At 72.1% G+C, this 22830-nt stretch carries 14 protein-coding genes; 10 read left to right on the forward strand and 4 right to left on the reverse strand.

What is annotated here, in order from left to right:
• Positions 1 to 23 precede the first annotated feature (23 nt).
• From BA175_RS01415 to BA175_RS01435, 5 genes are all read left to right on the forward strand, one after another.
• Positions 24 to 788 carry a type VII secretion system-associated protein gene (locus BA175_RS01415; RefSeq protein WP_069169332.1) on the forward strand — a complete coding sequence of 255 codons (765 nt, stop codon included), beginning with the start codon at positions 24 to 26 and terminating at the stop codon, positions 786 to 788.
• A 70-nt stretch (positions 789 to 858) separates the two neighbouring features.
• A complete protein-coding gene (locus BA175_RS01420; protein ID WP_069169333.1) occupies positions 859 to 1785 on the forward strand; it encodes a type VII secretion system-associated protein in 927 nt (308 codons plus the stop codon).
• A 413-nt stretch (positions 1786 to 2198) separates the two neighbouring features.
• Positions 2199 to 3179: a type VII secretion system-associated protein gene (locus BA175_RS01425; protein WP_069169334.1), complete on the forward strand. Its 981-nt coding sequence runs from the start codon at positions 2199 to 2201 to the stop codon at positions 3177 to 3179.
• Entirely contained in the window at positions 3176 to 6886 is a 3711-nt protein-coding gene (locus BA175_RS01430) for a hypothetical protein (RefSeq protein ID WP_069169335.1), read from the forward strand. Before BA175_RS01425 ends, BA175_RS01430 begins: the two co-directional genes overlap by 4 nt.
• Before the next feature lie 231 nt (positions 6887 to 7117).
• A complete protein-coding gene (locus BA175_RS01435; RefSeq protein ID WP_254667790.1) occupies positions 7118 to 8389 on the forward strand; it encodes an RICIN domain-containing protein in 1272 nt (423 codons plus the stop codon).
• A 243-nt stretch (positions 8390 to 8632) separates the two neighbouring features.
• Here BA175_RS01435 and BA175_RS01440 read toward each other — a convergent pair whose 3' ends face one another.
• Positions 8633 to 8818, reverse strand: coding sequence for a DUF397 domain-containing protein (locus BA175_RS01440; RefSeq protein WP_069169336.1), 186 nt, complete (start codon positions 8816 to 8818; stop codon positions 8633 to 8635).
• Positions 8815 to 9684 (reverse strand): helix-turn-helix domain-containing protein, encoded by an 870-nt coding sequence (locus BA175_RS01445; protein WP_438947304.1) that lies wholly within the window; start codon positions 9682 to 9684, stop codon positions 8815 to 8817. Before BA175_RS01445 ends, BA175_RS01440 begins: the two co-directional genes overlap by 4 nt.
• Positions 9685 to 9833: 149 nt before the next feature.
• On the opposite strand from BA175_RS01445, the gene BA175_RS01450 reads away from it, so the two are divergent.
• Positions 9834 to 10304: an ATP-binding protein gene (locus tag BA175_RS01450; RefSeq protein WP_069169337.1), complete on the forward strand. Its 471-nt coding sequence runs from the start codon at positions 9834 to 9836 to the stop codon at positions 10302 to 10304.
• A gap of 57 nt (positions 10305 to 10361) precedes the next feature.
• On the opposite strand, the gene BA175_RS01455 is transcribed toward BA175_RS01450, so the two are convergent.
• Positions 10362 to 13709 (reverse strand): glycosyl hydrolase, encoded by a 3348-nt coding sequence (locus tag BA175_RS01455; RefSeq protein WP_107407499.1) that lies wholly within the window; start codon positions 13707 to 13709, stop codon positions 10362 to 10364.
• Positions 13710 to 14182: 473 nt separating this feature from the next.
• Between BA175_RS01455 and BA175_RS01460 the strand changes: the two genes are divergently transcribed.
• The 3 genes from BA175_RS01460 (at position 14183) to BA175_RS01470 (ending at position 18332) form a co-directional block, all read left to right on the forward strand.
• Entirely contained in the window at positions 14183 to 15193 is a 1011-nt protein-coding gene (locus BA175_RS01460) for a LacI family DNA-binding transcriptional regulator (protein WP_254667791.1), read from the forward strand.
• A gap of 240 nt (positions 15194 to 15433) precedes the next feature.
• The gene (locus BA175_RS01465; protein WP_069169339.1) at positions 15434 to 16306 is read left to right on the forward strand and encodes a hypothetical protein; all 873 of its coding nucleotides are present in this window, start codon (positions 15434 to 15436) and stop codon (positions 16304 to 16306) included.
• A gap of 631 nt (positions 16307 to 16937) precedes the next feature.
• Positions 16938 to 18332: a non-reducing end alpha-L-arabinofuranosidase family hydrolase gene (locus BA175_RS01470; protein ID WP_069169340.1), complete on the forward strand. Its 1395-nt coding sequence runs from the start codon at positions 16938 to 16940 to the stop codon at positions 18330 to 18332.
• 184 nt (positions 18333 to 18516) lie between these two features.
• Here BA175_RS01470 and BA175_RS01475 read toward each other — a convergent pair whose 3' ends face one another.
• Complete coding sequence (locus BA175_RS01475) at positions 18517 to 19344, reverse strand: alpha/beta fold hydrolase (protein ID WP_069169341.1); 828 nt, start codon at positions 19342 to 19344, stop codon at positions 18517 to 18519.
• Positions 19345 to 20068: 724 nt separating this feature from the next.
• On the opposite strand from BA175_RS01475, the gene BA175_RS01480 reads away from it, so the two are divergent.
• The gene (locus BA175_RS01480; protein ID WP_254667792.1) at positions 20069 to 22813 is read left to right on the forward strand and encodes an AAA family ATPase; all 2745 of its coding nucleotides are present in this window, start codon (positions 20069 to 20071) and stop codon (positions 22811 to 22813) included.
• Positions 22814 to 22830: the final 17 nt, after the last annotated feature.

Below are 22830 nucleotides of genomic sequence, written 5' to 3' on the forward strand. Positions count from 1 at the left end.
CCCACCACCCCAGCGAGGAGCCCATGAACGACGACACCGCCGGGGCCGGAGCCACCGACGACACCGTGCCGCCGGTCCCCGAGGAGATCGAGGAGGCGGCCCGGCTCGCTCCCGACCACTGGCTGGGCATGGTCGACCCCGCGTGGTCGGGGGAGGGCGAGCCGCCCGACTGGGCGGTGGTGGGCCGGTGGAGGTCCGGTCATGACGGTGACATCGAGGAGTGGCGCCCCAACGAGGAGTACCGCCCCTCGCCCCAGGCGCTCGGCTGGCCCGCTCCGACCGACCCGGTGGACGAGGCGGTCCAGCTCGCCGCCACCGGTTACGGCCCGGGCGAGGCGGTCACGCGGACGCTGGCCGTGGCGGAGGTCGCCGTCCTGCTCGGCCCCGGCGGCTTCCCCCTGTCGGCCACCTCGCCCGACGGGGCGGCGGTGGTGCCCGTCTTCAGCTCGCCCACGTACCTGCACACGGCCGGGCGCTTCGGCTACGAACTGGCGCCGGTGCGCGAACTGGTGGACCGGATACCGGAAGGCCATGTGCTCTACCTCAACCCGTCAGGGCCAGTCGGCATGGCCGTGGAGACCGACGCCCTGCGTCAGGCGCTCGACGAGGAGGCCCGGGGGACTGCGGGGACCGGCGAGGCGAAGGGGTCCGGAGAGACGCCAGCCTCCGCGCGCTCCTCGACGGACCGAGGCGCGGACCTGCCGAAGCACCCGGTCACCGTAACCCCCGCCGGCACCCGGGCCGGGGGCGAGGCCGGTCCGGAGCAGGTCGCCGGCCCCGGCGCCTGACCCCCCGTCGCACCGTTCCACCCACCGCGCATCGCACACCGAACACCGCACACCGATGGAGTTGCCCCGCATGACGAGCCCTTCCGGTACTCCGGAGCACGAGCCCGAGAACCCCGCCGAGGCGGTCACCCCGGACGGGCCCGCCGGCGTAGGCCCCGGCCCTTCCGCCGCACAGGGCGGCCCGTCCGCCGTGCTGAAGGGCCGGCCCGGATACCGGGAACCGCCCGAGGACTACGTCAAGGCGGCCAAGGTGGCCCCGAACCACTGGCTGTCCGTCATCGACCGGCACTGGAGCGGTGACGAGGGTGAGCCCCCGCCCTCCTGGGCGAGCCTCGGACGCTGGCGCAGCGACGAGAACGGGGAGATCGTCGAGTGGGAGCCGAACGACGAGTACCGGCCCTCACCCGACGCCCACGGCTGGGCCCCGCCGGTCGGCCCCGTGGACGCCGCCGTGCAGCTGGTCGCCACCGGGTACGCATCGGAGGACCTGTTCGCCCTGATGCTCGCCGACGCCGAAGTGGCGGTGTGCGTCGACGGGCAGGGCGGCCTGGCGGTGACCGACGCGGAGGACGGTACGGAGGCCGTACCCGTCTTCTCGACGGCACCGGAGTTGGAGCAGGACAAACTGCCCCCGCACGAGGTGATGCTCGTACCCGATCTCCTGGACCGGCTGCCGGAGGGCAAGGAGGTGCTCTTCCTCAGCTCCTCCGCCCCGGTGGGCCAGCTCGTCACGGCGGACGCGCTGCGTGCGGCCATGGCCGAACTGGAGAGGTTCGCGGCGCTGGACGACTTCGACGCGTGGCCGCCCGAGCCCGCACCGGCCGACGGCGCTCCCGGGACGGGCGTGGACCAGCAGGACACCGGGGCGGGGGAGGACTGGCCCGACTTCCTGGGCGCGGGCGAACTGCCGCGGCCGGACGGACCGGAGGAGGGGTTCGGTACCGGCGCGGACACCGCGCAGGAGCGGGACCGGCGCGGGGCCGAGGACGAGGACTGACGCGCGGCCCGTCCGGGTGGGGCCCGCACCGTGCCGCGGATGCCACGGAGGGCATACGGCAGGGGTCCGGCGGGCGTACGGCAGGCGTCCGGCGGACGTGCGGGAACGAGGGAATCCGCATGGCCGACCAACTCTCCCCCTTGCGTGTACCGTTGACGCTTGAACGTATCTTCGAGCCGTCGTCCGACGTGGCCCCCGGCCGCGGCGGGCGACGGTCTCGCGGGGGTGGTGGTTCCCGGGGACGCAGTGGTCCCCGCTCCGGACCACGGCCGCCGGCCGCACGGCGTCACGTTCCGCACCCGGCACCGCATGGAAGGGCACCCCGACTTAGAGGTCCGTACCACCGGACTGTTAACTGATGAGGGTGAGTTCGAAAGGATGGACCGTGTCTTCTGTTTCTGGAGTGCCCGCCGGTGAGTGAGTACGACGACAGGTCCGTCCCGAAGACGCCTCCCGCGCCCCGGCCCGAACCCTTTCCCGAGGCCGAGGACCCTGCGGCGACACCGGCGTACGGGCGGATCGACACCGGACGTTCCGGAGTTCCCACCCCCGTCGCGCCGTCGGCCACGGACGACGACACGGCCGGGACGCTGCCCGAACCGCCTCCCGAAGTGGCCGAGGCGGCCCGCGGCCTGCCGGACCGCTGGCTGAGCGTTCCCGACGCGGCCTGGAAGGGCGCGGGCACACCACCGGACTGGGCGGTCCCCGGCCGATGGCGTACGGACGCCACGGGCACGATCGTGGCCTGGGAGGACAACGAGCGGTACCGCCCCTCCCCGGAGGCGCTCGGCTGGCCGAGGGCCACCGACCCCGTCGAATCCGCGATCCAGCGTGCCGTCACGGGCTACGGTCCCGCCGGAGAGGTCCTGCGCACGCTGGCCGCCGCTCAGGTCGCGGTGCTCATCGGGCCCGACGGCGAGCCGGCCGCCCTGCGGTCGGCCCAGGGCGAACCGGTCGTCCCCGTCTTTACCAGCCCCGCCTACCACCGTGTCGTCGGGACGTTCGCCGCGCGGCTGGTCCCGGTGGCGGACGTGGTGGAAGGGCTTCCCCAGGGGCACTCCCTCTACGTGAACCCGACCGGACCGGCCGGGATGGTCATGGAGACCGAGGCGCTGGCCGAGGAGATCGCGGCCCAGGAGCGCGGCGAGAGCCGCCCGGTGAGCGGGGAAGCGCCGGGTGCGGCGGGGACCCCGCGCATCCACGTGGTGCGGGTGGGAGACCCGGCGGGCCGGGCGGCGGACGAGGAGGCGGCCACCGCCGCTTCCGCGGCGGCACCGGGTGCGGACACCCACGTGGCCGGGGGAGAGGACGGCTCCGGCGTCGCCGGCGTGCCCGAGGCGCCCGACGCCCCCGAGGCGGCGGAGCCCGCGGCCGGAGAGGGGCCCCGGGAGTGACACGCCGACGTGGCCTCTTCGCGCGGCGCCGCGGCGACCGGTCCTCGGCCCCGGCCGGGCGCCGGCCTGCCGACGTCCGGCCCGCCGACGAGGGGCCGGACAACACAGCGGCGGAAGGACTTCTGGTCGAGGACCACGACGGCCTGCTGCTGCTCCGGACGCCGTCGGACAACACGCTCACCCCCGCCGACGTCGCCGACCTGGCACGCGGCACGCGCACCGACGACGGGACCGTGACCGTCATCGCGGGCGCCGAAGGCATGGACTCCGCCGCCTTCTGGCCGAGACTGAGCGAACTGCTGGACTCGCTGAGCGAGTCCGGCGCCGACACCGTACGGCTCGTCATGGCCGGTGCCGGTCAGGACGCCAAGGACCGGCCCGGCACCGCGCGCCGGATCGCCGACGCCTGGGGGGTCGAGGTCAAGGCCCCGGACGGGGCGCCCCTCGTCGTGCCCGGCGGCTCGCTCTTCGTCCCTCCCGCCCCCTCCGCCGACGGGAAACCGGGGGAGGGCGGCTGGTGGCGGTTCGCCCCGGGCGCGGAACCCGAACCACTGGGCCCGCGCAGCCCGGAGCCCTCCTGGCAGCCCGCGCTGCGCGGCGTGCCGTCGGGTACGGCGGGCGGCAGCGTGGTGGAGCACATCCCCGCCGGGTTGCTGGTACGCCCCGCCGGGGCCCCGGCGACCCAGCCGGGCGACCTGTACCACGCCGTTCCGGTCGACCCCCGGCGCCCGGCCGTGGTGGTCGGTGTGCCCTACGGCGAGGACGTGTCGGCCGAGGAGGTCGCCGAGGTACTGGCGGCCCTGCCGGAGGGAGCCAGGTCCGGCGTGCGGCTCGCGCCCGGCGGCCGGCGTGACGTGCTCCGGCTGGCGCAGTCGGTGTGCGACCGGCTGGAGACGGACGTGGAGGTGATGACCGGGCTGCCGCTCGTCGCGGCGGCCGGTCCGCTCGGTTCGTACTCCGTACGGTCGGTCCTGGCCGCGCCCGACGGCACACCGACGTGGCTGCCGTTCGTGGACGCCGTCGTGTGCCGGCCGCCGGACGAGGAAGGCCGGGCCCGGCCGCCACGGCTGCTCCGCTGGAGCCCCCCGCTGCCGGGCCCCGCGCGTCCGGAGTCGGGCGTGACCGGCCTGACGGACCGTTGGCAGGTCACCGTCACCAGGGCGGGCCTCTGGGTCGGCCGGCGTGGCGGCCCCCCTATGTCCCCCACGGCACGTCAGGTGGACGCGGGCGGCCCCGTGATCGAGCTGGGTATGCCGGGCGAGCTGATGGACGCATCGCTGTCGCCGGCGCTGTCGCGCCTGCTGGGGGCCCTGACCCCGGCCCTGCGCGAGCGTGCGACGCTCCACGTGCACGGTGTGCCCCATGACGGCGGGCGCGGCCTGCGCCAGCTGGCGGCACAGCACCGGCTGCGCACCCTGCGCTACGCCGCTCCCGCCCCGGCCCCGGCCCGGTCCAGGCCCACGGCCCAGGGCCAGGCGCTGCCCGCCCGGACGGCGGCAGCGGCCCCGCCCGCGCCGATGCGGCCCGCTGCGACGGGTGCCGGCCCGGCCGGTGCCGCTGCGCCGGTGGGCCGACCGGAGCCGGGCCAGGGCACCCGGACACAGTCCGGGCAACCGAGTCTGCCGGGCCGGTCTGCGCAGGCGGGGCCGCTGCGACCGGAACAGACCGGGCAGCCCGCGCAGTCGGCGCAGTCGGGGCGACCGAACCTGCCGTCGCGGCCGTTGCCGCCGTCCCAGCAGGGGCATGCTCCCGGAGCCGGGCCCGGCGGGCCGGCGGGAGGCGCTGGACGGGCCGCACGGGCCGAACGCGCCCGGCAGCTCCGGGAAGCGATGGCCGGCGCGATGGCGGGCGCTGACGGGCCGTCGAACACCGGGATGCCGGGCCGGGCGCCCGGCACGGTCACGGCCGAGGGACCCGGCGGCCCTCGGGCGCTCAGGGAGCCCGCTGCCGAGACGGGCCGATCCGGTGATGTGCCGACCCGAGCCGGTGAATCCGGGCGCAGGGGCGCACCCGTCGCTGCCGCCGGTCCTGCCGCGGTGGACGGGCCTGTGCGGGACGGCGCCAGGGGCACGTCCGGCGGTACGCGAACGGGCGAGGCCGCCGGGACGGACGACGGCCCGGCGGTGACCGGGGGTCCGGCGAGGCCTGACGGCCCGGTGCGGCACGTCGGGTCCGGCGCGCCCGGCGGCTCTCCGGCCGACGGCCTGGGTGGGGGTGACAGCCCGGCCGGTGGCCCCGCTGGTGGTGGCGGCCCGGCTGTGGGCAGCCCCGCGGACGGCACGCGAGCCGACCGCAGCCCGGCGGAAGGAACGTCGGTTGCGGGCAGCCCGGCGAAAGGCACGTCCGCTGTGGGCAGTCCGACGGAAGGCACCTTGCCCGGAGGGACCCCGTCCGGGGACACCCCCGTGTCGGCGGAGGGCTCGGGCCCTGCGGCCGGGGGAGTGGCGGCCGCAGAGGGTGCACCCCCGGCTGCCGGGGAAGCACCCGCCGCGGAGGAAGCACCGGCCGCAGGGCCCGCAGACGACTCCCGCCCGGACGAACCGGAGGCCTCTGACCGGCCTGACGTCGTGCCTCCGCCTCCGCCGACACCGATGCGCGTGCAATCCGGGACACCGGCCGACCCGGCGCCCGCCGCGCCGGGGGTCACGGCTTCGCGGGACGTGACGTCCGAGGCGCCGGACGCGCCGGCGGCACAGGGCGGAACGGGGACGGCGACGGACGCTGCCCGCGAACCGGACGAGTCCGGCCGAGCGGCGGGGCATTCCGGCGCCACGACGGCTCCTGCTCCCCCGCAGGCGACGGACATACCCGGCGCTTCGGGCGCTCCTGGAGCCCCGGGGGCCGCCGAGGAGACCGAGGCCGATGACGCCGAAGCCGAAGCCGAAGCCGAGGCCGAGGCCGAGGCCGACGCGGTCCACCTCCCGCCGACCCCGCTGCCGCCCGTGCCGTTCGACCCCGGACACCGCAGCTCCGAAGCGGAGCGCACCGCCTTCCGTACGCTCGCGGAGGGGATGTGGGACCGGCACGGCGCGGCCGTCGCCCGCTCCCTGGCCCGCATGCCCGCGCTGCGCGGCAAGGAGCAGGAGGCGGCGCGCGCCGATCTGATCGCGCTGCGGATGTACCTGCACGTTACCGAAGGCCCCCTGAGCCACGGCGCGTTGACGCGGGCCCTGCGCGAGTACGAACCGGGCATGCTGCCGTACGGTGCCTGTGTGGCCTCGGCTCTGAACCGGCTACCGTCCTACCGGGGCGCGGTGCTGCGCGGCACGGGCAGTGATCCCTCCGCCGAGGGCTCCGGCGCCCCCGCTCTTCCCCGCCCCGGCACCCTGCTGCGCGACGCGGCCCTCCTCAGTACCACCCCGTTCGACCCCACCCGCACGGCGACCGTGCCGGGCGGGAGTTACGTCATCTGGTCGGTGGCGGGCCGTCGTGTACGGCAGCTGTCCGACCACGGCCGGGGGCCGGACGAGGTGGTGTTCGCCCCGGGGACCCTCTTCCGGGTACTGGACGTCCGCCGCGACGGCCAGGCCGTACAGATCAATCTGCGTGAACTGACCGGTCCTGCCGCGGCGACCACGCCCGATCCCGAAGTGGATCGAGCCGTACTCGCCCGGCTGGACGATGTCGTGCGCGGGCGCTCGGCGGCACCTGCGGGTACCGGCCACTGGCCGGAGCGCTGCGTGGGTGCCGTGGGTGCCGGGCCGTGACACGACACCGAATCCAGACATGAGTAAGGAAATTGCATGGCGCGTGAGCATGATCCTTCCCATCGCGTACCACCACCGTCGGGCACATCCGCCGGCGCGGGCGACCCCGGGAGAGCCGGGAGTGCACCGGTCTCCGTCCGCCGGGCGGTGACGATGCGAGGGGCGACCGGCGATCCCGGTGGCGCCCTCGCTCCGGGGGGCGGACGGCGTGGCCCCGCGAGCACGCCGGCCGTGGCCACCCCGGTCACGGCTGCCCGTACGGAAGACCCGGAGAACCAGGACCCTGACACCGGCGGGCCGGAGAACACGGGAGCCCGGAAGAAGACAACGGAGCGGACGGGAGCCGCCGCGGCCACCGGTACCGCGCGGGGCATCGGCGCCCCGGGGCCGTCGGCCGGGGAGACACCTGAACCAGGTGCGTCCGCGGCCGACTCCTCGGCCACCTCCGCCACTCCGGCCTCCACGGGGCGTACGACCTCCTGGGCGGGTACGGCGGCCTCCGGCGCCTCGGCCGCCGCCACGGCGACGCCGTCCGCCGCCCCGGCTGCGGGGACGACGACCGTCAGCACCGCGGGCGCGTCCCCGGACGCCGCGATGGCCGCGTCAGCGGCCGGCAGCGGCGGTGCTGGAGCCAGTGGGCACCCGGGCGACGAACCGCCCGGCAGTCGTCCCAAGAAGCCGATGCTGGCGGGGGCGGCGATCGTCGGCGCGATACTCATCGCGGTGCCGTTCCTCGTGGCCGGGCAGGACGACCGCAAGCCCGAGCGGACCCGGACGGAGAACGCCGCCGGGACGGTCCTGGACACCGAACGCTCCACCGCTCCGGACACCTACACCAGCAAGTCACCGACGCCCTCCGTCAAACCGAGCAAGAAGGAGGAGAAGAAGCAGCAGCCCCCGCCCGTCCCCGTGGTCCGCAAGGAGACGCCCACCCCGTCACCGAGCGCCTCCACGCCCACGCCCACGCCCACGCCCAAGGCCGAGAAGAAGGCCGCGGTCGTGGAGCTGACCCCGGCCGAGAAGCTCCGTCAGTGGGCCAACGGCCGCTCCGGAGTGCAGAACACCGTGCTCAAGAACGCGGCGACCGGCCAGTGCGTGGACGTCGGCGGTTACGGTGCGGGCGAGATCAACGAGCCCGTCAACCAGTACCCGTGCAACAACACGGCCGCAGACAACCAGCTGTGGAGCCTGGACATCGTGAGCAGGAACGGCGGGCCCCAGAACGCCCCGCTCTTCCTGATCCGTAACAGCAAGGACGGGTTCTGCCTGGACCTGGGCTACTACAAGGCGAGGTCCGCGGGCACGAAGGTCAGCGAGTTCCACTGCCGACCGACCGGTGACAACCAGCTCTGGTGGCTCGACCCCCGCGGGGACGGGACGAACTGGATCCGGAACGCCGTCAGCAACGACCTGTGCCTGCGCCCGACCGGCGGCGCGGGAGCGGGCAACGACGCCCGGCTGGAGATCGCCGACTGCGGCTCCGGTGACCACTGGATCGTCTGAGTCAGCTCGGACGGACCACGCGTCCCCGTTCCCGAGGCGCGCTCAATCGCGCCGACGGAGCGGGGACGCTCCCCTTTCCCGGACCTGCGCCCCTGCGCCCTCTCCGTCCCGAGAGCAGCGGGCCACGGTCGGCGATGGAGCCGAGACGCGAGCGGCCCACGACTACGTCGCCCGGCGGATGAGGGACACCCGCGAGGAAGGCCACGCGGGGACCCGGACTCGATCCGGCACGGGGGCGCTCGATCAGGCCTGTGTCGCGTACGGGACGAAGCTTGCCCATGAGGCGCGCGCCAGGGCGAGCTGCGGGCCGTCATCGACCTTCGAGTCCCGGATGTGCACCGTCACAGGTGACACCGCCACCTCGACGCAGCTGTCGCCGGAACCCCCGCTGTAGCTGCTCTTGAACCAGGCCAGTTCTGTGGTGCTCATGCCGCTCCTCGCATCCTCCGCAGCAGGCTCGTGGAGTCCTCTAGGGAAAGAGCCTGTGACCGCATCCTGGCATACCGCATCTGGAGCATGCTGACCACTTTGCGGTCGGAGTTCAGTTGCCCGCTCTCCTGTCCCTCGCAGTACGCCAACCACTTGTTGTCTCGTGTTTCCAGCAGTTGGATCGGCCCGTCCAGCCCGGCGTGATTCTCTCGCGCCTGCGGCATCACCTGGATCTCGATGTTCCGTAGCGCAGCCAACCGCAGCACGTGCTCGATGAGGTCTCGGGTCACCTCGGGTCCGCCCGTACCACGCAGGAATACGCCCTCCTCCAGAATGAAGCTGTACGCCGTATTCGGCCGCTCCCGCAGTAACCGCTGCCGCTCCAGCCGCGCAGCCAACTGGGCCTCGATCTGCTCGTCGCCCAACGGAGGAAGCTGGTTCACGAACAGCCGGCGCGCGTAAGCCTCCGTCTGCAACAGACCCGGAACCAGACGGCACTCGTACGTGTAGAGGCTGACCGCCTCCTGCTCCAGCCGTGCCCACTGCCGGAACCAACTGGCCAGCCCCGGTCGCCGGGACAGATGCCGTGCCGCACCCCGCAGCGTCCCGAACGCGTCAAGGACCTCCTCGGCCCGGTCGACGAACTCCGCCGACGGAAACCGCCGTCCCTGCTCGATCGAACCCACGGTCGGCACCGAATACCGCACCCGCGAGGCGAACTGCTCCTGCGTCAGCCGGGCCCGCGCCCGGAACGCCTTCACGACCTCCCCGAACGCCTTCAGGCTGTCCGAACCCTCGGGCTCCGCCCCACCGTTGCCCCCTGTTCCCCCGCAGGCACCACCCGCACCCACCGCCACGTCGTCCAACCGGCCCACCTCCACGTGCACGTTCCCAGCCGTCCCGCCCATGCTGGTCCGTCGCCGCAACCGGTGTCCACTCTCCGTACCCGTACGCTGACTCAGCGTACGACCCGCTGTTCTGGCGTTCCTCACCGCCCGGCGTCACCGTGGCTCCCATGACGACCCCCACCACCTCCACGGCGCACAGCGACCGGACACCGCGCGCCGCCCACACGTTCACCCAGCGTTTCAGCTCCACTCCGCGGGGAGCCAGGCTGGCCCGGCGTCTGACCGTGCTCCAGCTCGACCGGTGGGGCGTTCCGCTCGGCGGCGAGCTGTCCGACGCGGCCGCACTGGTCGTCGCCGAACTGGCGGCCAACGCCGTGACGCACGGCCGGGTGGCAGGGCGGGACTTCGAGTTGCGGCTGACCCGGGCCCCCGGGGCCGTCCTGCGCATCGAGGTGTCCGACGCGCACGGCGAGCGGAAGCCGCCCGCACCGGGGGCCCTCTGCAGTCCCGGGGCGGGCGAGGGCGGGGGATGGGGGCTGCTCCTCGTGGAGGCGCTGGCCGACCGGTGGTCGGTGCACGACCGGGTGCCGGTGGGGAAGACCGTACGTGCGGAGTTCGAACTGTCGTGCCGCCCGTAGGCGCCCGGCGGCCGGCCCGGCCGGTGGGCACGCCCACCGGCCGGGCCGGTTTCCCCGTCAGGCGAAGGGGATGGTGAGGACGGAACCGGTGCCCACCTGGAGGGTGGACGGGCCGTTGCCCAGTGCGCTCCAGACCTCGACGCGGACGGTGCCCCCGTTCAGGTCGCCCAGGGCGCCCGTCGCGGAGGAGACACCCTGCCGGGCCGACGCGTAGTCCTCCCAGCCGGTGACCGGGTCGGAGGCGAAGTAGCGGAACGTCTCCACCCGGTCGAAGGTGCCGTCGCCGGTCAGGTCGTAGGAGACCCGGGCCTGCTGGGCGTAGCCGACGTTGGTACCGGCGTCGACCTTGAAGGTGAAGGCCGTGGCGGAGCCCGCCTTCAGGGTGCCCCTGACGTTCTTCACCTCGTAGACGAGCGGGTTGTACGGGGTTCCGTCGCGATTGGCCCCTCCGGCCGACGCGATGGTGTCGGACGAACCCGCTCCTGCCGCCTGGGTGGTGAGTTCGCCACCGGAGCGCAGGTAGAAGGTGTTCCCCGTGACCGGCGGGGGACCTGCGGTCGTGACGGTCACGGAACCGCTCGCCGGGCCCACCTGGCCGGCGGTGTCACGGGCCTTGACGCTGTAGGTGTACGCCGTGCCGGCCGTCAGTCCCGTGTCGGTGTAGGTGGTTCCGGGGGTCGTGGCGACCTTGGTGGTGCCGCGGTAGACGTCGTAGTCCTTGATGCCCTTGTCGTCGGTCGCCGCCTTCCAGGTCAGTGTCACGGAGCTGCTGGTGACACCGCTCGCGACCGGGGTGCCGGGCGCACCGGGCGCCTCGTCGCGCGGGGGAGGGGTACCTGTGGTGGTGGCGGTCACGGTGCCACTGGCCGGGCCGACCTGGTTGGAGGTGTCGCGGGCCTTGACGCTGTAGGTGTACGCGGTGCCCGAGGTCAGTCCTGTGTCGGTGTAGGTGGTTCCGGGGGTCGTGGCGACCTTGGTGGTGCCGCGGTAGACGTCGTAGTCCTTGATGCCCTTGTCGTCGGTCGCCGCCTTCCAGGTGAGTGTCACGGAGTTGTCGGTGACATCGCTCGCGACGGGGGTGCCGGGCGCACCGGGCTTGTCGTCCCCGGGGGCGCCGCACGGGGTGCCGAGCTCCGTGTCGGCGCCCGCGCCGGAGGCGGTCGACCGCGCCGGGACGTTCAGCACGCCGCCGTCGGAGAAGAGCACCGAGCACGCCTCGGTGGTGTAGTTGTGCGCGGAGTAGGTCTTGGTGCCGTTCTTGTCGAAGACCACGGCGGTCGGGGAGTTGGCCGTGACCGTCATGTCCGGTGATCCGAGCGCGTTCATCGTGGCGACCCAGTGATAGGTGTGGGCCTTGGTCTCGCCGGCCTCGGGAACGTAACCGCCGTTCCACTGGTTCCAGTAACTCATCGCCTTGGCCGGGTCGTAGAGGGCCTGCACCTGCCAGAAGACGTCCTTCCACTCGACGGCCGGACCTCCGTTCTCCTTCTCCATCTCCGTGACGCTGCGGCGGAGCATCTCCTTCTCACGGGCCAGGTGGAGGGAACCACCCGTCATCGGGAGGAAGTTGATCCCGTGTATCTCCTCGGGGTTGGCGGTCCACCAAGTGGAGTAGGCCCCGCCGCTGCTCCAGACCATGCCGACGACGTCGTGGGTGAAGTCCTCCGGGTAGACCTGCTGGTCGGCGTCGAACCAGTACTGCGCGATCGATTCCGACTCGGTCGTCATCATGTAGACGCCCTGGTCGCGCAGCGCCTTGTTCCCCGTCGCCGAGCCCCACAGGATCAGGCCGGCGCTGAGGTTGATGGACTCGGACGACGACTCCTGGTTGTTCCCCGCGGCGAACGCCTCGTGGCCGGCGGCCCAGCTGTGGCCGGCGTAGACGTCGAAGCCACGCAGGAACGGGTACTTGGGGTCGTTCCTGGCCGGGTTCGCGGCGTCCCTGATGAGCTCCTTGAGCATGCCGCCCCACTCGGAGTCGGCGGCCCACGTGGGGTCGTACTGCGCCACGACGGCCGCGGCCATCACGTAGTACGAGTAGTGGAAGTGGTGGTCGTTGAGCTCCTGGTCACTTCCGTACGAGGCCGGGTACCCGATGAGGGTGCGCCAGTCCTTGTCGTAGGAGAACTCGGAGGGTCCACCGACGGTGAACCACTCCTCCAGGCGGCCCTTGAGCAGGCTCAGCAGCTTGTCCCGGTCGGCGGTGTCCCCGATCTGGTCCGCGAGCGGGACGAGCTGGGCGAGCTTGCCCAGGGCCTTGCCCGTCCAGTAGGTGTCGGTCGCGCCGCTGAAGGGGTCGCCCTGGGTCAGCACGTCGTTGATGTAGCCCTTGAGCTTCGCCCGGTCGACGCCCGTGGCGCTCGGCAGGCCGGGCAGCACACCGTTCACCTTCTGCGTGGTCGTGAACGACGTGCCCTCGCGGACCTTCATCTCGCCGCGCGAGGAGACGTAGCGGTAGGCCGTCATCGGATCACTGCTGTGCAGCCACTGGTGGCGGTAGAGCGCCTGGAAGGTGCCGGTCTCGGTCCCCTCCTTCGCCTCGGTGGTCAGCGAGTAGGTGGCCGTGACCTCGCCGTCCCCCTCCTTGTACTCCCAGTCCACCTTCGAACCGGTCACGAAGCTGAAGGCGTACTTCTCGAAGTCCGCCAGCGCCGCCTTGCTGGGGAGCACCGCCAGGGAGAAGTAGTGGTCGGCGCCCAGATCCGCCCGGATCTCGTTGCCGGACACGGTCCAGTCGCTGCTGCTCGGGGCGAACAGGGCGTAGTCGTGACCCGAGATGGTGACACCGAGGACGTTGCCCTGGTCGGAGAAGACGGTCGGCGGGGCCGCGGCGCTGATCTGCGCCGCCCCTCCGGTGCCTTCCGCGTACACGTACGGCAGACCGTGTCCGATGGTCGTCCGCAGGCTGCGCGCACCGTCGTTCCAGTACGGGGTGACGGTCCAGTCGCTCCAGCCGTCCGCCTTGGCGTCGGGGGAGTTGAGACCCGCGAGTCCCACCGTCAGATCGGCCTTGTGCGGGAACTCGTACTGACGGCCGCCCCCCACGATCTGGTGCGTGGTCGGGTAGCCGACCTCGAGACCGCCGGAGACCGCCTTGTAGGTGAGGGGGTGGCCGTACATGTTCTCCGACCACGGGTTGGCGGAGAAGCGCTGGAAGGCCAGCGAGGACCACCAGTCGTTCGTCGGGACGGGCGTGTCCGCCATGGCGGGCGTGACCTTCGGCTTGACCGCCTGGCCACCGTTGTCCGACGGCCCCTGGCGGCCGGCGGGACGAACGTCGCTGTAACTGCCCTTGCCGACCCCGACGGTGGCGGCGGAGGCAACGCCGGTGCTGACGGTGCCGACGAGAGCTGTCGCGGCCAGAGCGGCCGTGGACAGCAGCGCCAGATATCTGGGGGGTTTCATGCGCAACCTCTCTGAGAGCGCTCTCAGGACGCGCACAACGTAGGGTCGTGACGACAGTTGGTCAATACTTCACGCCAAGACTCACGCCGCACATCGTGCGGCCGGCACCCCTTTCCGGCGGCCGTCCCGAGGACGAGACCACCCGGCCGCCCGCGTGGTGTACGCGTACGCACATGTGCCGGTCGGTGCGCCGGCGAACAGTCGGATCAGCTGAACAGGTCGCAGATTCGTCAGGGTGCCGACGGGGGTCCGTCATCTTTGCACAAGGGAGCGCGGAGCGGCCGACCTCCGCCCCCTTCTCGTCCCTCCCATCCGCCCCGGCCACCCAGGGGCCTTCTCGCTCGATCCCGCGCCTGGTGTGCGAGTCGGCCGGGTCTCCTGGGAGCGCTCTCAAGCAGGCGCCGATGGGACTATGCTGACGAGGCTGGAACGTGATGCGGAGAAGATCGGAGCGCCTCTTGCCTGAGAGGACCATGACGCCTCGCCCCACCCTCGAAGAAGTGGCGGCACGAGCGGGGGTCTCCCGGGCGACCGCGTCCCGCGTGGTCAACGGCGGCTCAGGGGTGCGTCAGCCGCTCATCGACAGGGTGCGCACGGCAGTGGACGAACTGGGCTACGTACCCAACCACGCCGCCCGCTCGCTGGTCACCCAGCGCCACGGTGCGGTGGCCGTGATCATCGCCGAGCCGGAGTTCAGGGTGTTCTCCGACCCGTTCTTCCAGCAGCAGGTCAGGGGCATCAGCAGAGAGCTGACGGCCAACGACATCCAGCTGGTCCTGCTGTGGGTGGAGGAGGAGGCCGACCACGAAAGGATCGGCCGCTACCTCGCCGGGGGGCATGTGGACGGCGCCCTGGCCTTCTCCCTGCACAGCGATGACAGGCTCGCCGGCCTGATCGCCCACAGCCGGGTGCCGGCCGTCTTCGGAGGGCGTCCGGGAGCGGGTTCGGCGCCGACCGTGCCGTATGTGGACTGCGACAACAGGGGCGGTGCGCGCGCCGCGGTGTCCCATCTGGCATCGCTCGGGTGCCGCAGCATCGCGCACATCGCCGGTCCACGCGACCAGACGTCCGCGCTGGACCGGGCAGCCGGCTACTTCGACGTGCTCATCGAGGCGGACCCGGAGCTGATCTACCAGGGTGACTTCACCCGGGTGAGCGGTGCCCGGGCCATGGCGGCACTGCTCGACCGCCGCCCGGACCTGGACGCCGTGTTCGCCGCGAACGACCTCATGGCACTCGGCGCCCTGCAGGTCCTCCAGGAGCGCGGCCTGCACGTGCCCCGGGACGTGGCCGTCGTCGGGTTCGACGACATGGAGGCCGTGATCAGCGATTGCACGCCCGCGTTGACCACGGTGCGCCAGGACATCGAGTACATGGGACGCCTGATGGTCAGACTTCTGATGCGGCTCCTGGAGAACCCGTCGGGGCACGGCAGCGACTCGGTGATCACGCCTACCGTCCTGGTGCGCCGTCAGTCCGCCTGACGCCGAGGGAAGCGGGGCCGTGTCCCACCCGGTCGTCCCGAGAACCCGCCCACCGCTGGAACCGGGCGTGCGCGAGGCTGCCTCCGCTCCGGAGAGGCGAAAGGCGGGAAAGGGGCGGAAGGCTGATACTTCTCATGTGCGGCAGGCGCATGGCGCCACTCCCGCGACGCATTCCTTTCCGTTTCGATCCGCTGACGCGGAACGTCTCCGACGCGGGACCGGCAGCGAAGGTGAGGGTGTATGTCCGGCAATCGACGCGGCCTTCGCCTCGCATGGTGGCTGTCCCTGGCCGTCGGCCTGCTCATGGCCACGTCGGCCGCCGGCGGCTTGTGGGTGAGTGACTACTACCGGGACGCCCCGGAAGTCCGCGCCATGCTGCGCGGGTACGACCTGGTCACGCTGATCGTGGTCGTTCCTCTCCTGGCCGGCACGCTCGTCGCGGCGCGCCGGGGCCCGGGCCCGTCAGCGGTACTGCTGTGGACGGGAATTCTCTTCTACGCCGTCTACAACTGCATGACCACCCTTTTCGGCTCCGTGTTCAACGACTTCTTCCTGCTGCAGGTCAGCCTGCTGCCCGGGTCGGTCGCCGCGCTCGTCACCCTGCTGGCCAATCTCGACGCGGCTGACGTCAAGCGTCGCTTTCGTCCACGCACACCCACGCGCGGCATCAGTGCGCTGCTGGCCGTCGTCGCGATCTCCCTGGGAGGCATGTGGGGGTATTCCGCGATGCGCTACGCCGTCACCGGTGAGCGGCCGAGCGAAAGCGCCCTGGTCCTGCCGGCGGACCGGGTGCACCTCGCGTACGTGCTGGACCTGGGGCTGCTCGTGCCCGCGCTGCTGCTGGGAGCTGTCCTGCTGTGGCGCCGCACCCCGTGGGGGTACGTCCTGGCGCCCTCGCTGCTCGTGTATCTGGTCCTCTACCAGGGGAACTACGTGACGGCGCTGGTGTTTCAGAGCAGGGCCGGGATTCCGGATTCGCAAGCCTACGACCCTGTCGAGCCCTACATCGCGGGTGTGCTGCTCGTCGCCGCCGTGGTCATGTTCGCCGGTCTGCGCCGCCCTCGGCCGTCCGGCTCCGGCGGGCCACCCGCGGCCACCCGGCCCCGGCACTGACCCCCTGCCCGGGCGTAGGCAGCGACCTTTCTCGGCATTCAGGTCTCCTTCGTCGGCGAACGACCTGAGGAGCGACCGAAAGTTCGGTCGTCATTCGTAAAGACATGACGCGCATGCTCGGGGGAAGGGGTCGAAGGTCTCCGCGTCGTCGGCCGTTCTCCGCGACTCCGGCGCCGAGAGGTCCGCCCTGTCGTCTGCGTGACCTGCGGCGACGGAGTCCTCGGCGTGACGAATGTTTCGGTGCCAGCGGCGCATTGTGCGAGAGGTGTTGACGCCGTCCGTCGTTTCCCTATCATTCAGCTTGCTCGATACTCCGACCTGTGTTCGATATTGCGAACACGCGAGAGTTGCTCCACCCGCACAGCAGGAACCTTCCGGATCACGCCCACCGTTTCCGCCGAGCCGCAGGGAGCATCCGCAGATGCATATGTCATGGCCTCATCATTTACTCCACCGTCGTGCGCACGGGGGCGCCGCCCGCCTCGCCACCGGTGCGATCCCCTCGCCGACGAGGGCGTCCCGCACCGCCACCGCCCCGGCCCAGGTCGGCGCCGGGCCGTACGCGAACGCGGCGGCAAGGCGGTACGACGCCCGCGCGCACGGAGGAAGTTCCGGCCGCAGGCGGTCGTCCGTGGTGCTGGCCGCCGTGGTCGCGGCCCTGGCCGCTCTGGCGGCGATGCTCGTCGCCGGTCCGGCCCAGGCGGCCACCAGCGGAGCCGTACGCGGTGTCGGTTCGGGCCGGTGCCTCGATGTGCCGGATGCCGCCCAGGCCGACGGCACCCACCTGCAGATCTACGACTGCTGGGGCGGGACCAACCAGCAGTGGACCCTGACGGACAGCAACCAGCTCACCGTGTACGGCAACAAGTGCCTGGATGTTCCGGGCCACGCCACCACGGCCGGTACCCGCGTGCAGATCTGGACCTGTTCCGGTGGTGCGAACCAGCAGTGGCGGGTGAACGCCGACGGCACGGTCGTCGGTGTGGAGTCCGGGCTGTGCCTGGAGGTCGCGGGCGCCGGTACGGCCAACGGCACGGCGGTGCAGCTCTGGACGTGCAACGGAGGCGGCAACCAGAAGTGGACCGGTCCGTCCGGCACCTCCACCCCGCCGCCCGGCGGCACGTGCACTCTCCCGTCGACGTACCGGTGGACGTCGACCGGTGTCCTGGCGCAGCCGGCCAACGGGTGGGCCGCGCTCAAGGACTTCACCACCGTGACGTACAACGGCAAGCACCTGGTCTACGCGTCGAACGTGTCGGGGTCGTCGTACGGCTCCATGGCGTTCGGCCCCTTCACGAACTGGTCGGACATGGCCACGACCAGCCAGGCCGGGATGAGCCAGGCCGCGGTGGCGCCCACGCTGTTCTACTTCGCGCCCAGGAACATCTGGGTGCTGGCGTACCAGTGGGGCGCGTCGCCCTTCGTCTACCGCACCTCGAGCGACCCCACCAACCCCAACGGCTGGTCCTCGCCGCAGCCGCTGTTCACCGGGAGCATCTCCGGTTCCGACACCGGCCCGATCGACCAGACCCTCATCGCCGACGGCCAGAACATGTATCTGTTCTTCGCGGGGGACAACGGCAAGATCTACCGGGCGAGCATGCCGATCGGGAACTTCCCGGGCAACTTCGGCTCCTCGTACACGACGATCATGAGCGACACGAAGGCCAACCTGTTCGAGGGCGTACAGGTCTACAAGGTCCAGGGCCAGAACCAGTACCTCATGATCGTCGAGGCGATGGGAGCGAACGGGCGCTACTTCCGCTCCTTCACCGCCTCCAGCCTGAACGGCACGTGGACCCCGCAGGCCGTCAGTGAGAGCAGCCCCTTCGCGGGCAAGGCCAACAGCGGTGCCACCTGGACCAACGACATCAGCCACGGTGACCTGGTCCGCAACAATCCGGACCAGACCATGACGATCGACCCCTGCAACCTGCAGTTCCTCTACCAGGGCAAGTCCCCCACCGCGGGCGGGCCTTACAACCAGCTGCCGTGGCGGCCCGGTGTCCTGACCCTGCAGCGCTGACCGTGACCGGCCCGTGGTGATCGCCTTCGCCTTCGGCCGCTGCCGGCGGGAGCGTGGACGGGTGGGTCAGGCCGGGGGCGGCTGACACCCACCGCAACCGAGGAACCCCAGCCGCGAACCGGCCGGGGTTCCTCCGCCCGCCGGACGCCGCGCGGGACCGGGCCGTACCTGTGCCGCCGTCAGGTCAGCCCTTGAGGAAGTCGAGGAGGTCCCGGTTGAACTTCTCCTTGTGGCCCGGCACGAGGGCGATGCCGTGGGATCCGCCTTCGTAGACCTTGAGCGTGGCGTCAGGGATGATCTCGGCGGACTTACGGCCGGTGGCGTCGATGGGGACCACCTGGTCGTCGTCACCGTGCACGATCAGGGTCGGCACATCGAACTTCTTCAGGTCCTCGTGGAAGTCCGTCGCGGCGAACGCGTCGACGCAGTCCACGCCGCCCTCGACGGTCTGCGCCATGGCCATGTACCAGAAGGCGTCCTTGTTGCCCTCGGTGACCTTGTTGCCGTCCCGGTTCGCGCCGAAGAAGCCGACGGCGGTGTCCTTCCAGAACTGCGAGCGCTCCGCCAGGATGCCGCTCTTGATCTCGTCGAAGACGTGCTGCGGAACACCCTCGGGATTGTCCGCGGTCTGCAGCATGAGCGGTGGGATCGCGGAGAGGAGCACGGCGGACCTGACGCGGTCGGTGCCGTGGCGGCCGATGTAGCGGGCCAGCTCACCGCCGCCCATGGAGTGGGCGACCAGCGTCACGTCGCGCAGGTCGAGCTGGGTGATCAGATCGTTCAGGTCGTCGGCGAAGGTGTCGAAGTCGTACCCGTCGTACACCGGCGTGGAGCGCCCGTGACCGCGGCGGTCATGGGCGATGCCCCGGTAGCCCGCGTCGGCGACGGCCTTGAGCTGGTCCTGCCAGGCGTCGCCGTTCAGCGGCCAGCCGTGGCTGAAGATCACGGGACGCCCCTGCCCCCAGTCCTTGTAGAAGATGTCGACACCGTCACGGGTGGTGATGATCGGCATGGCGTACCTCTCTCGGATCTGCGGCAGCCCACCACGACGTGGCAGGGTCGGGAGGCTCTCCGTACACCGTGAGTCGTCGTCGGCGGCGGTCCGCCGGCGGTGGCCGGTACCTCTCGTTCCGTCCCCCGTTCCATTTTTCACACGACCACGGCCGCCGCACTTCGAGGTCCCGGGGGAGGCCCGGACAGAGATCACCCGCGACGCCCCACCGTGCGGGGGCACCCGGGTCCGGCGTCTGCGAGCTCCTCGGCGGGAGCGGAACTGTTCGTCGCGCCGGTGATCGGGATCGACGCCTGGTGCAACCTTCCCGTACAGGGGACGGCCCGGTGACCAGGTGGGCACCGGGCCGCTCTTGTCGGGCTCGCCCCGAGCGCCGATGCCGGTCAGCAGGTGTGTGGGGTATCGCCGTCCTGATCGGCCGAGTGGTGAAGCAGCTCGATGACACGTACCGCAGAGCCCAGCCGCGCCGGTGTGTCCCGACGCCTGTCAGACAGCCGTGGGCGCCGGCGGGTGCGGCCACGACCCTGGGCGCCTCGCCGACTCACACGGCGGGTCCCACCCTCGGTGACCGCCCGGGAGTCCTGTCAGGTGGTGGCAATCTCCCGTTTCGGCACGTCCTGTCGGACAGTGAGAGACTTGCTGGTCACACCTGCGGTACGCGTTCGACCGGCGCGGGTGGCCACGAGGGAGCAAGGATGCGGGACGGGCGGGAACAGTGACGGGTGTGGGCTTCTACCTGGTCGGCCGGGACCGCGAGTTGGGTGAGCTCGCGACGTTCCTGGACTCCGTCGCGTCGGACGGAGCCGCCCTCCTGCTCACCGGCGATCCCGGGGTGGGCAAGACGGCTCTCCTGGACGCGGCAGCCGAGCTGGCCGTGGCGAAGGGCACCAGGGTCATCCGCGGGAGCGGCGCCGAGTACGAGACGGACATCAGCTTCGCGGGGCTCCACCAGCTCGTCACGCCGCTGTCGCGCGAACTGGGCCGTATCCCGCATTCCATGAGACAGGCCCTCGAGGTGGCACTCGGTCTCGGCGTGGGCCCCACACCGAGCCGGATCGCCGTCCTGAACGCGGTGCTGTCGCTGTTCGGCGAGGTCGCGGAGGAACAACCGTTGCTGCTGGTGGTCGACGATCTCCACGTCCTCGACGAGGCGAGCCGGTCCGCGGTGGGTTTCGTCGCCAGAAGACTGGGCGGTCGCCGCATCGGGCTGCTCGGAGCCCAGCGGGCGGAGTCCGGCGTACCCTTCCGGCCCACCGGACTGGCAGAGCGGGAGATCGCGCCGCTCGACGACGCGGACTCCCTGCGTCTGCTGTCCCGCCGCTTCGTACATCTCCCTCGCCGCGTCCTGTCGACCGTCGCACGGGACGCGCAGGGAAACCCCCTGGCTCTGCTGGAATTCGCCGGGACCGCCAGTGTCTCCGGCAACGGCGAAGAGGCCGGGTGGGGGAGCGGGCCCGGACGCGACGTCCGCGCTCTGTACGGCGCCCGCGTCGAACGGCTGCCACAGGACACGCGTGAGCTGCTGCTGCTCGCCGCCCTGGAGGGCTCGGGCGACATCCGCGTCCTCGAGGCGGCCGGCGGCCCGGGCGGGCTCGACCGGCTGGCCCCCGCCGAGCGCGACCACCTGGTCAAGGTCGCGGAGAACGGCCTCGCCGTTCGCTTCAGACATCCGTTGGTCAGGTCCGCCGTGGTCGACGGCTCCACCGGCGAGCAGCGGCGCAGCGCCCACCGCCGGCTGGCCGACGCGCTGGTCGATCAGCCCGAACGCCGGGGTGATCACCTTTCCAGAGCGGTGACGGTGCCCGACGAGGCGGTCGCCACCGTCATCGAGTCGGCGGCCCGGACCAGCCTGAGGCGCGGCGACGCCGAAGGCGCGGTCGCGAGACTGCGGCGCGCGGCCGAGGTCAGCTCCGACCAGGCGGCCCGCAGACGCCGTCTGTCGCAGGCCGCCTACGTCGCCGCCTGGGTCGCGGGCCACCTGGAGGTCGCGCACGAGATCCTGCGCGAACTGCACGGGGCCCGGGCGACCCCGTCGCTCTCGGGAGCCGCGGCCGTCGGTTTCCTGGTACTCGTCACGGAAGGTGACGCCGACACGGCGCACGCACTGCTGGCCAAGGCGTTCGCGCACGCACCTCTCCCGTCCGGCCCACCGGACGGCGAGTGGGAGACCGCGCTGTTCACCCTCACCCTCGCCTGCCAGTACTCGGGTCGGCAGGAGCATTGGCAGTCCCTGGTCGACGTGCTCGATCGGCTTCCCGAAGGGCCGCCCGCCGCGGCGGCGTCACTGGCCCGCATGCACCACGATCCCAGCTCTGTCAGCGACCGCCTGCTGCACCGCCTCGACGAGGAGATCGCGCAGCTCAAGGAAGAGACCGACACCGACGTGGTCATACACACCGCCCTGACCGCCTCGTACCTCGACCGGCTCCCGGACTGCCGCGAGGCCGTCTCCCGGTGCGTACGCGACGGCGGCGCGGTGGGGGCCAGCATGCCGGGTCTGATGTACCTCGCCCTGGACGACCTGTACGCCGGCCGGTGGCAGGCGTCCGCCGACGCGGCGGCCGAACTCATCGCCCTGTGCCAGAAGATCCGGTACCCCCTCTTCGCACAGGTGGGGCACTACATCGCCGCGATGACCGCGGCCCAGCGCGGCGAACGGGACGCATGCCGCAACCACTGCGAGACCATCTGGGGCTGGTCGGGTCCCAGAGGCCTTCGGCGGATGGAGAACTGTGCGCATCAGGCGGCGGCCCGGGCCGCGCTCGGCGACGCCGACTTCGAGACGGCCTACCGGCACGCCACGGCGATCTGCGAACCCGGTGTGCTGCCGCCCTTCAACCCCGAAGCACTGTGGTCCGCACCGGACCTCGTCGAGGCGGCCGTGCGCTCCGGGCGGCACGAGGAAGCGCGACGGCACGCGCACGCGATGCGTCGGGCCGGCGTCGAGCGTCTGTCCCCGCGGTACGCGTGGAGTGTGGCCACGGTCACGGCGATGACGTCGGCACCCGAGACCATGGCGCGCCACTTCGAGGAAGCGCTCGCCCTGCCCGGTCTCGAACAGTGGCCCTTCGAGGTCGGCCGGGCACACCTGGCTTACGGCGAAGGGCTGCGCCGCCGAGGGCTCAACCGCGAAGCCCGGGTACAGCTGACCGCCGCCCTCAGCCGCTTCGAGGAGCTCGGAGCCCCCACGTGGAAGGCCCGGGCCGCGGCGGAGCTCCGCGCCACCGGCATGACGCGCACGGCCCGGGGCAAGGCCGGCACGGCTCTCACCCCGCAGGAACTCGAGGTCGCCAGGCTGGCGGCGACAGGGTTGTCGAACCCGCAGATAGCGTCGCGTCTGTTCCTTTCACCGCGAACCGTGTCGTCCCACCTCTACCGCGTGTTCCCGAAGCTGGGGATCGCCTCGCGTGCCGAGCTTCGCAACGCCCTCGAAGCGCCGGCCCCCGAGCCACCGGCACACCGGTCCTGAGGAACGACGGCCCGGTC

Source organism: Streptomyces griseus (assembly GCF_001715295.1).
GTDB classification, from domain to species: domain Bacteria; phylum Actinomycetota; class Actinomycetes; order Streptomycetales; family Streptomycetaceae; genus Streptomyces; species Streptomyces griseus_G.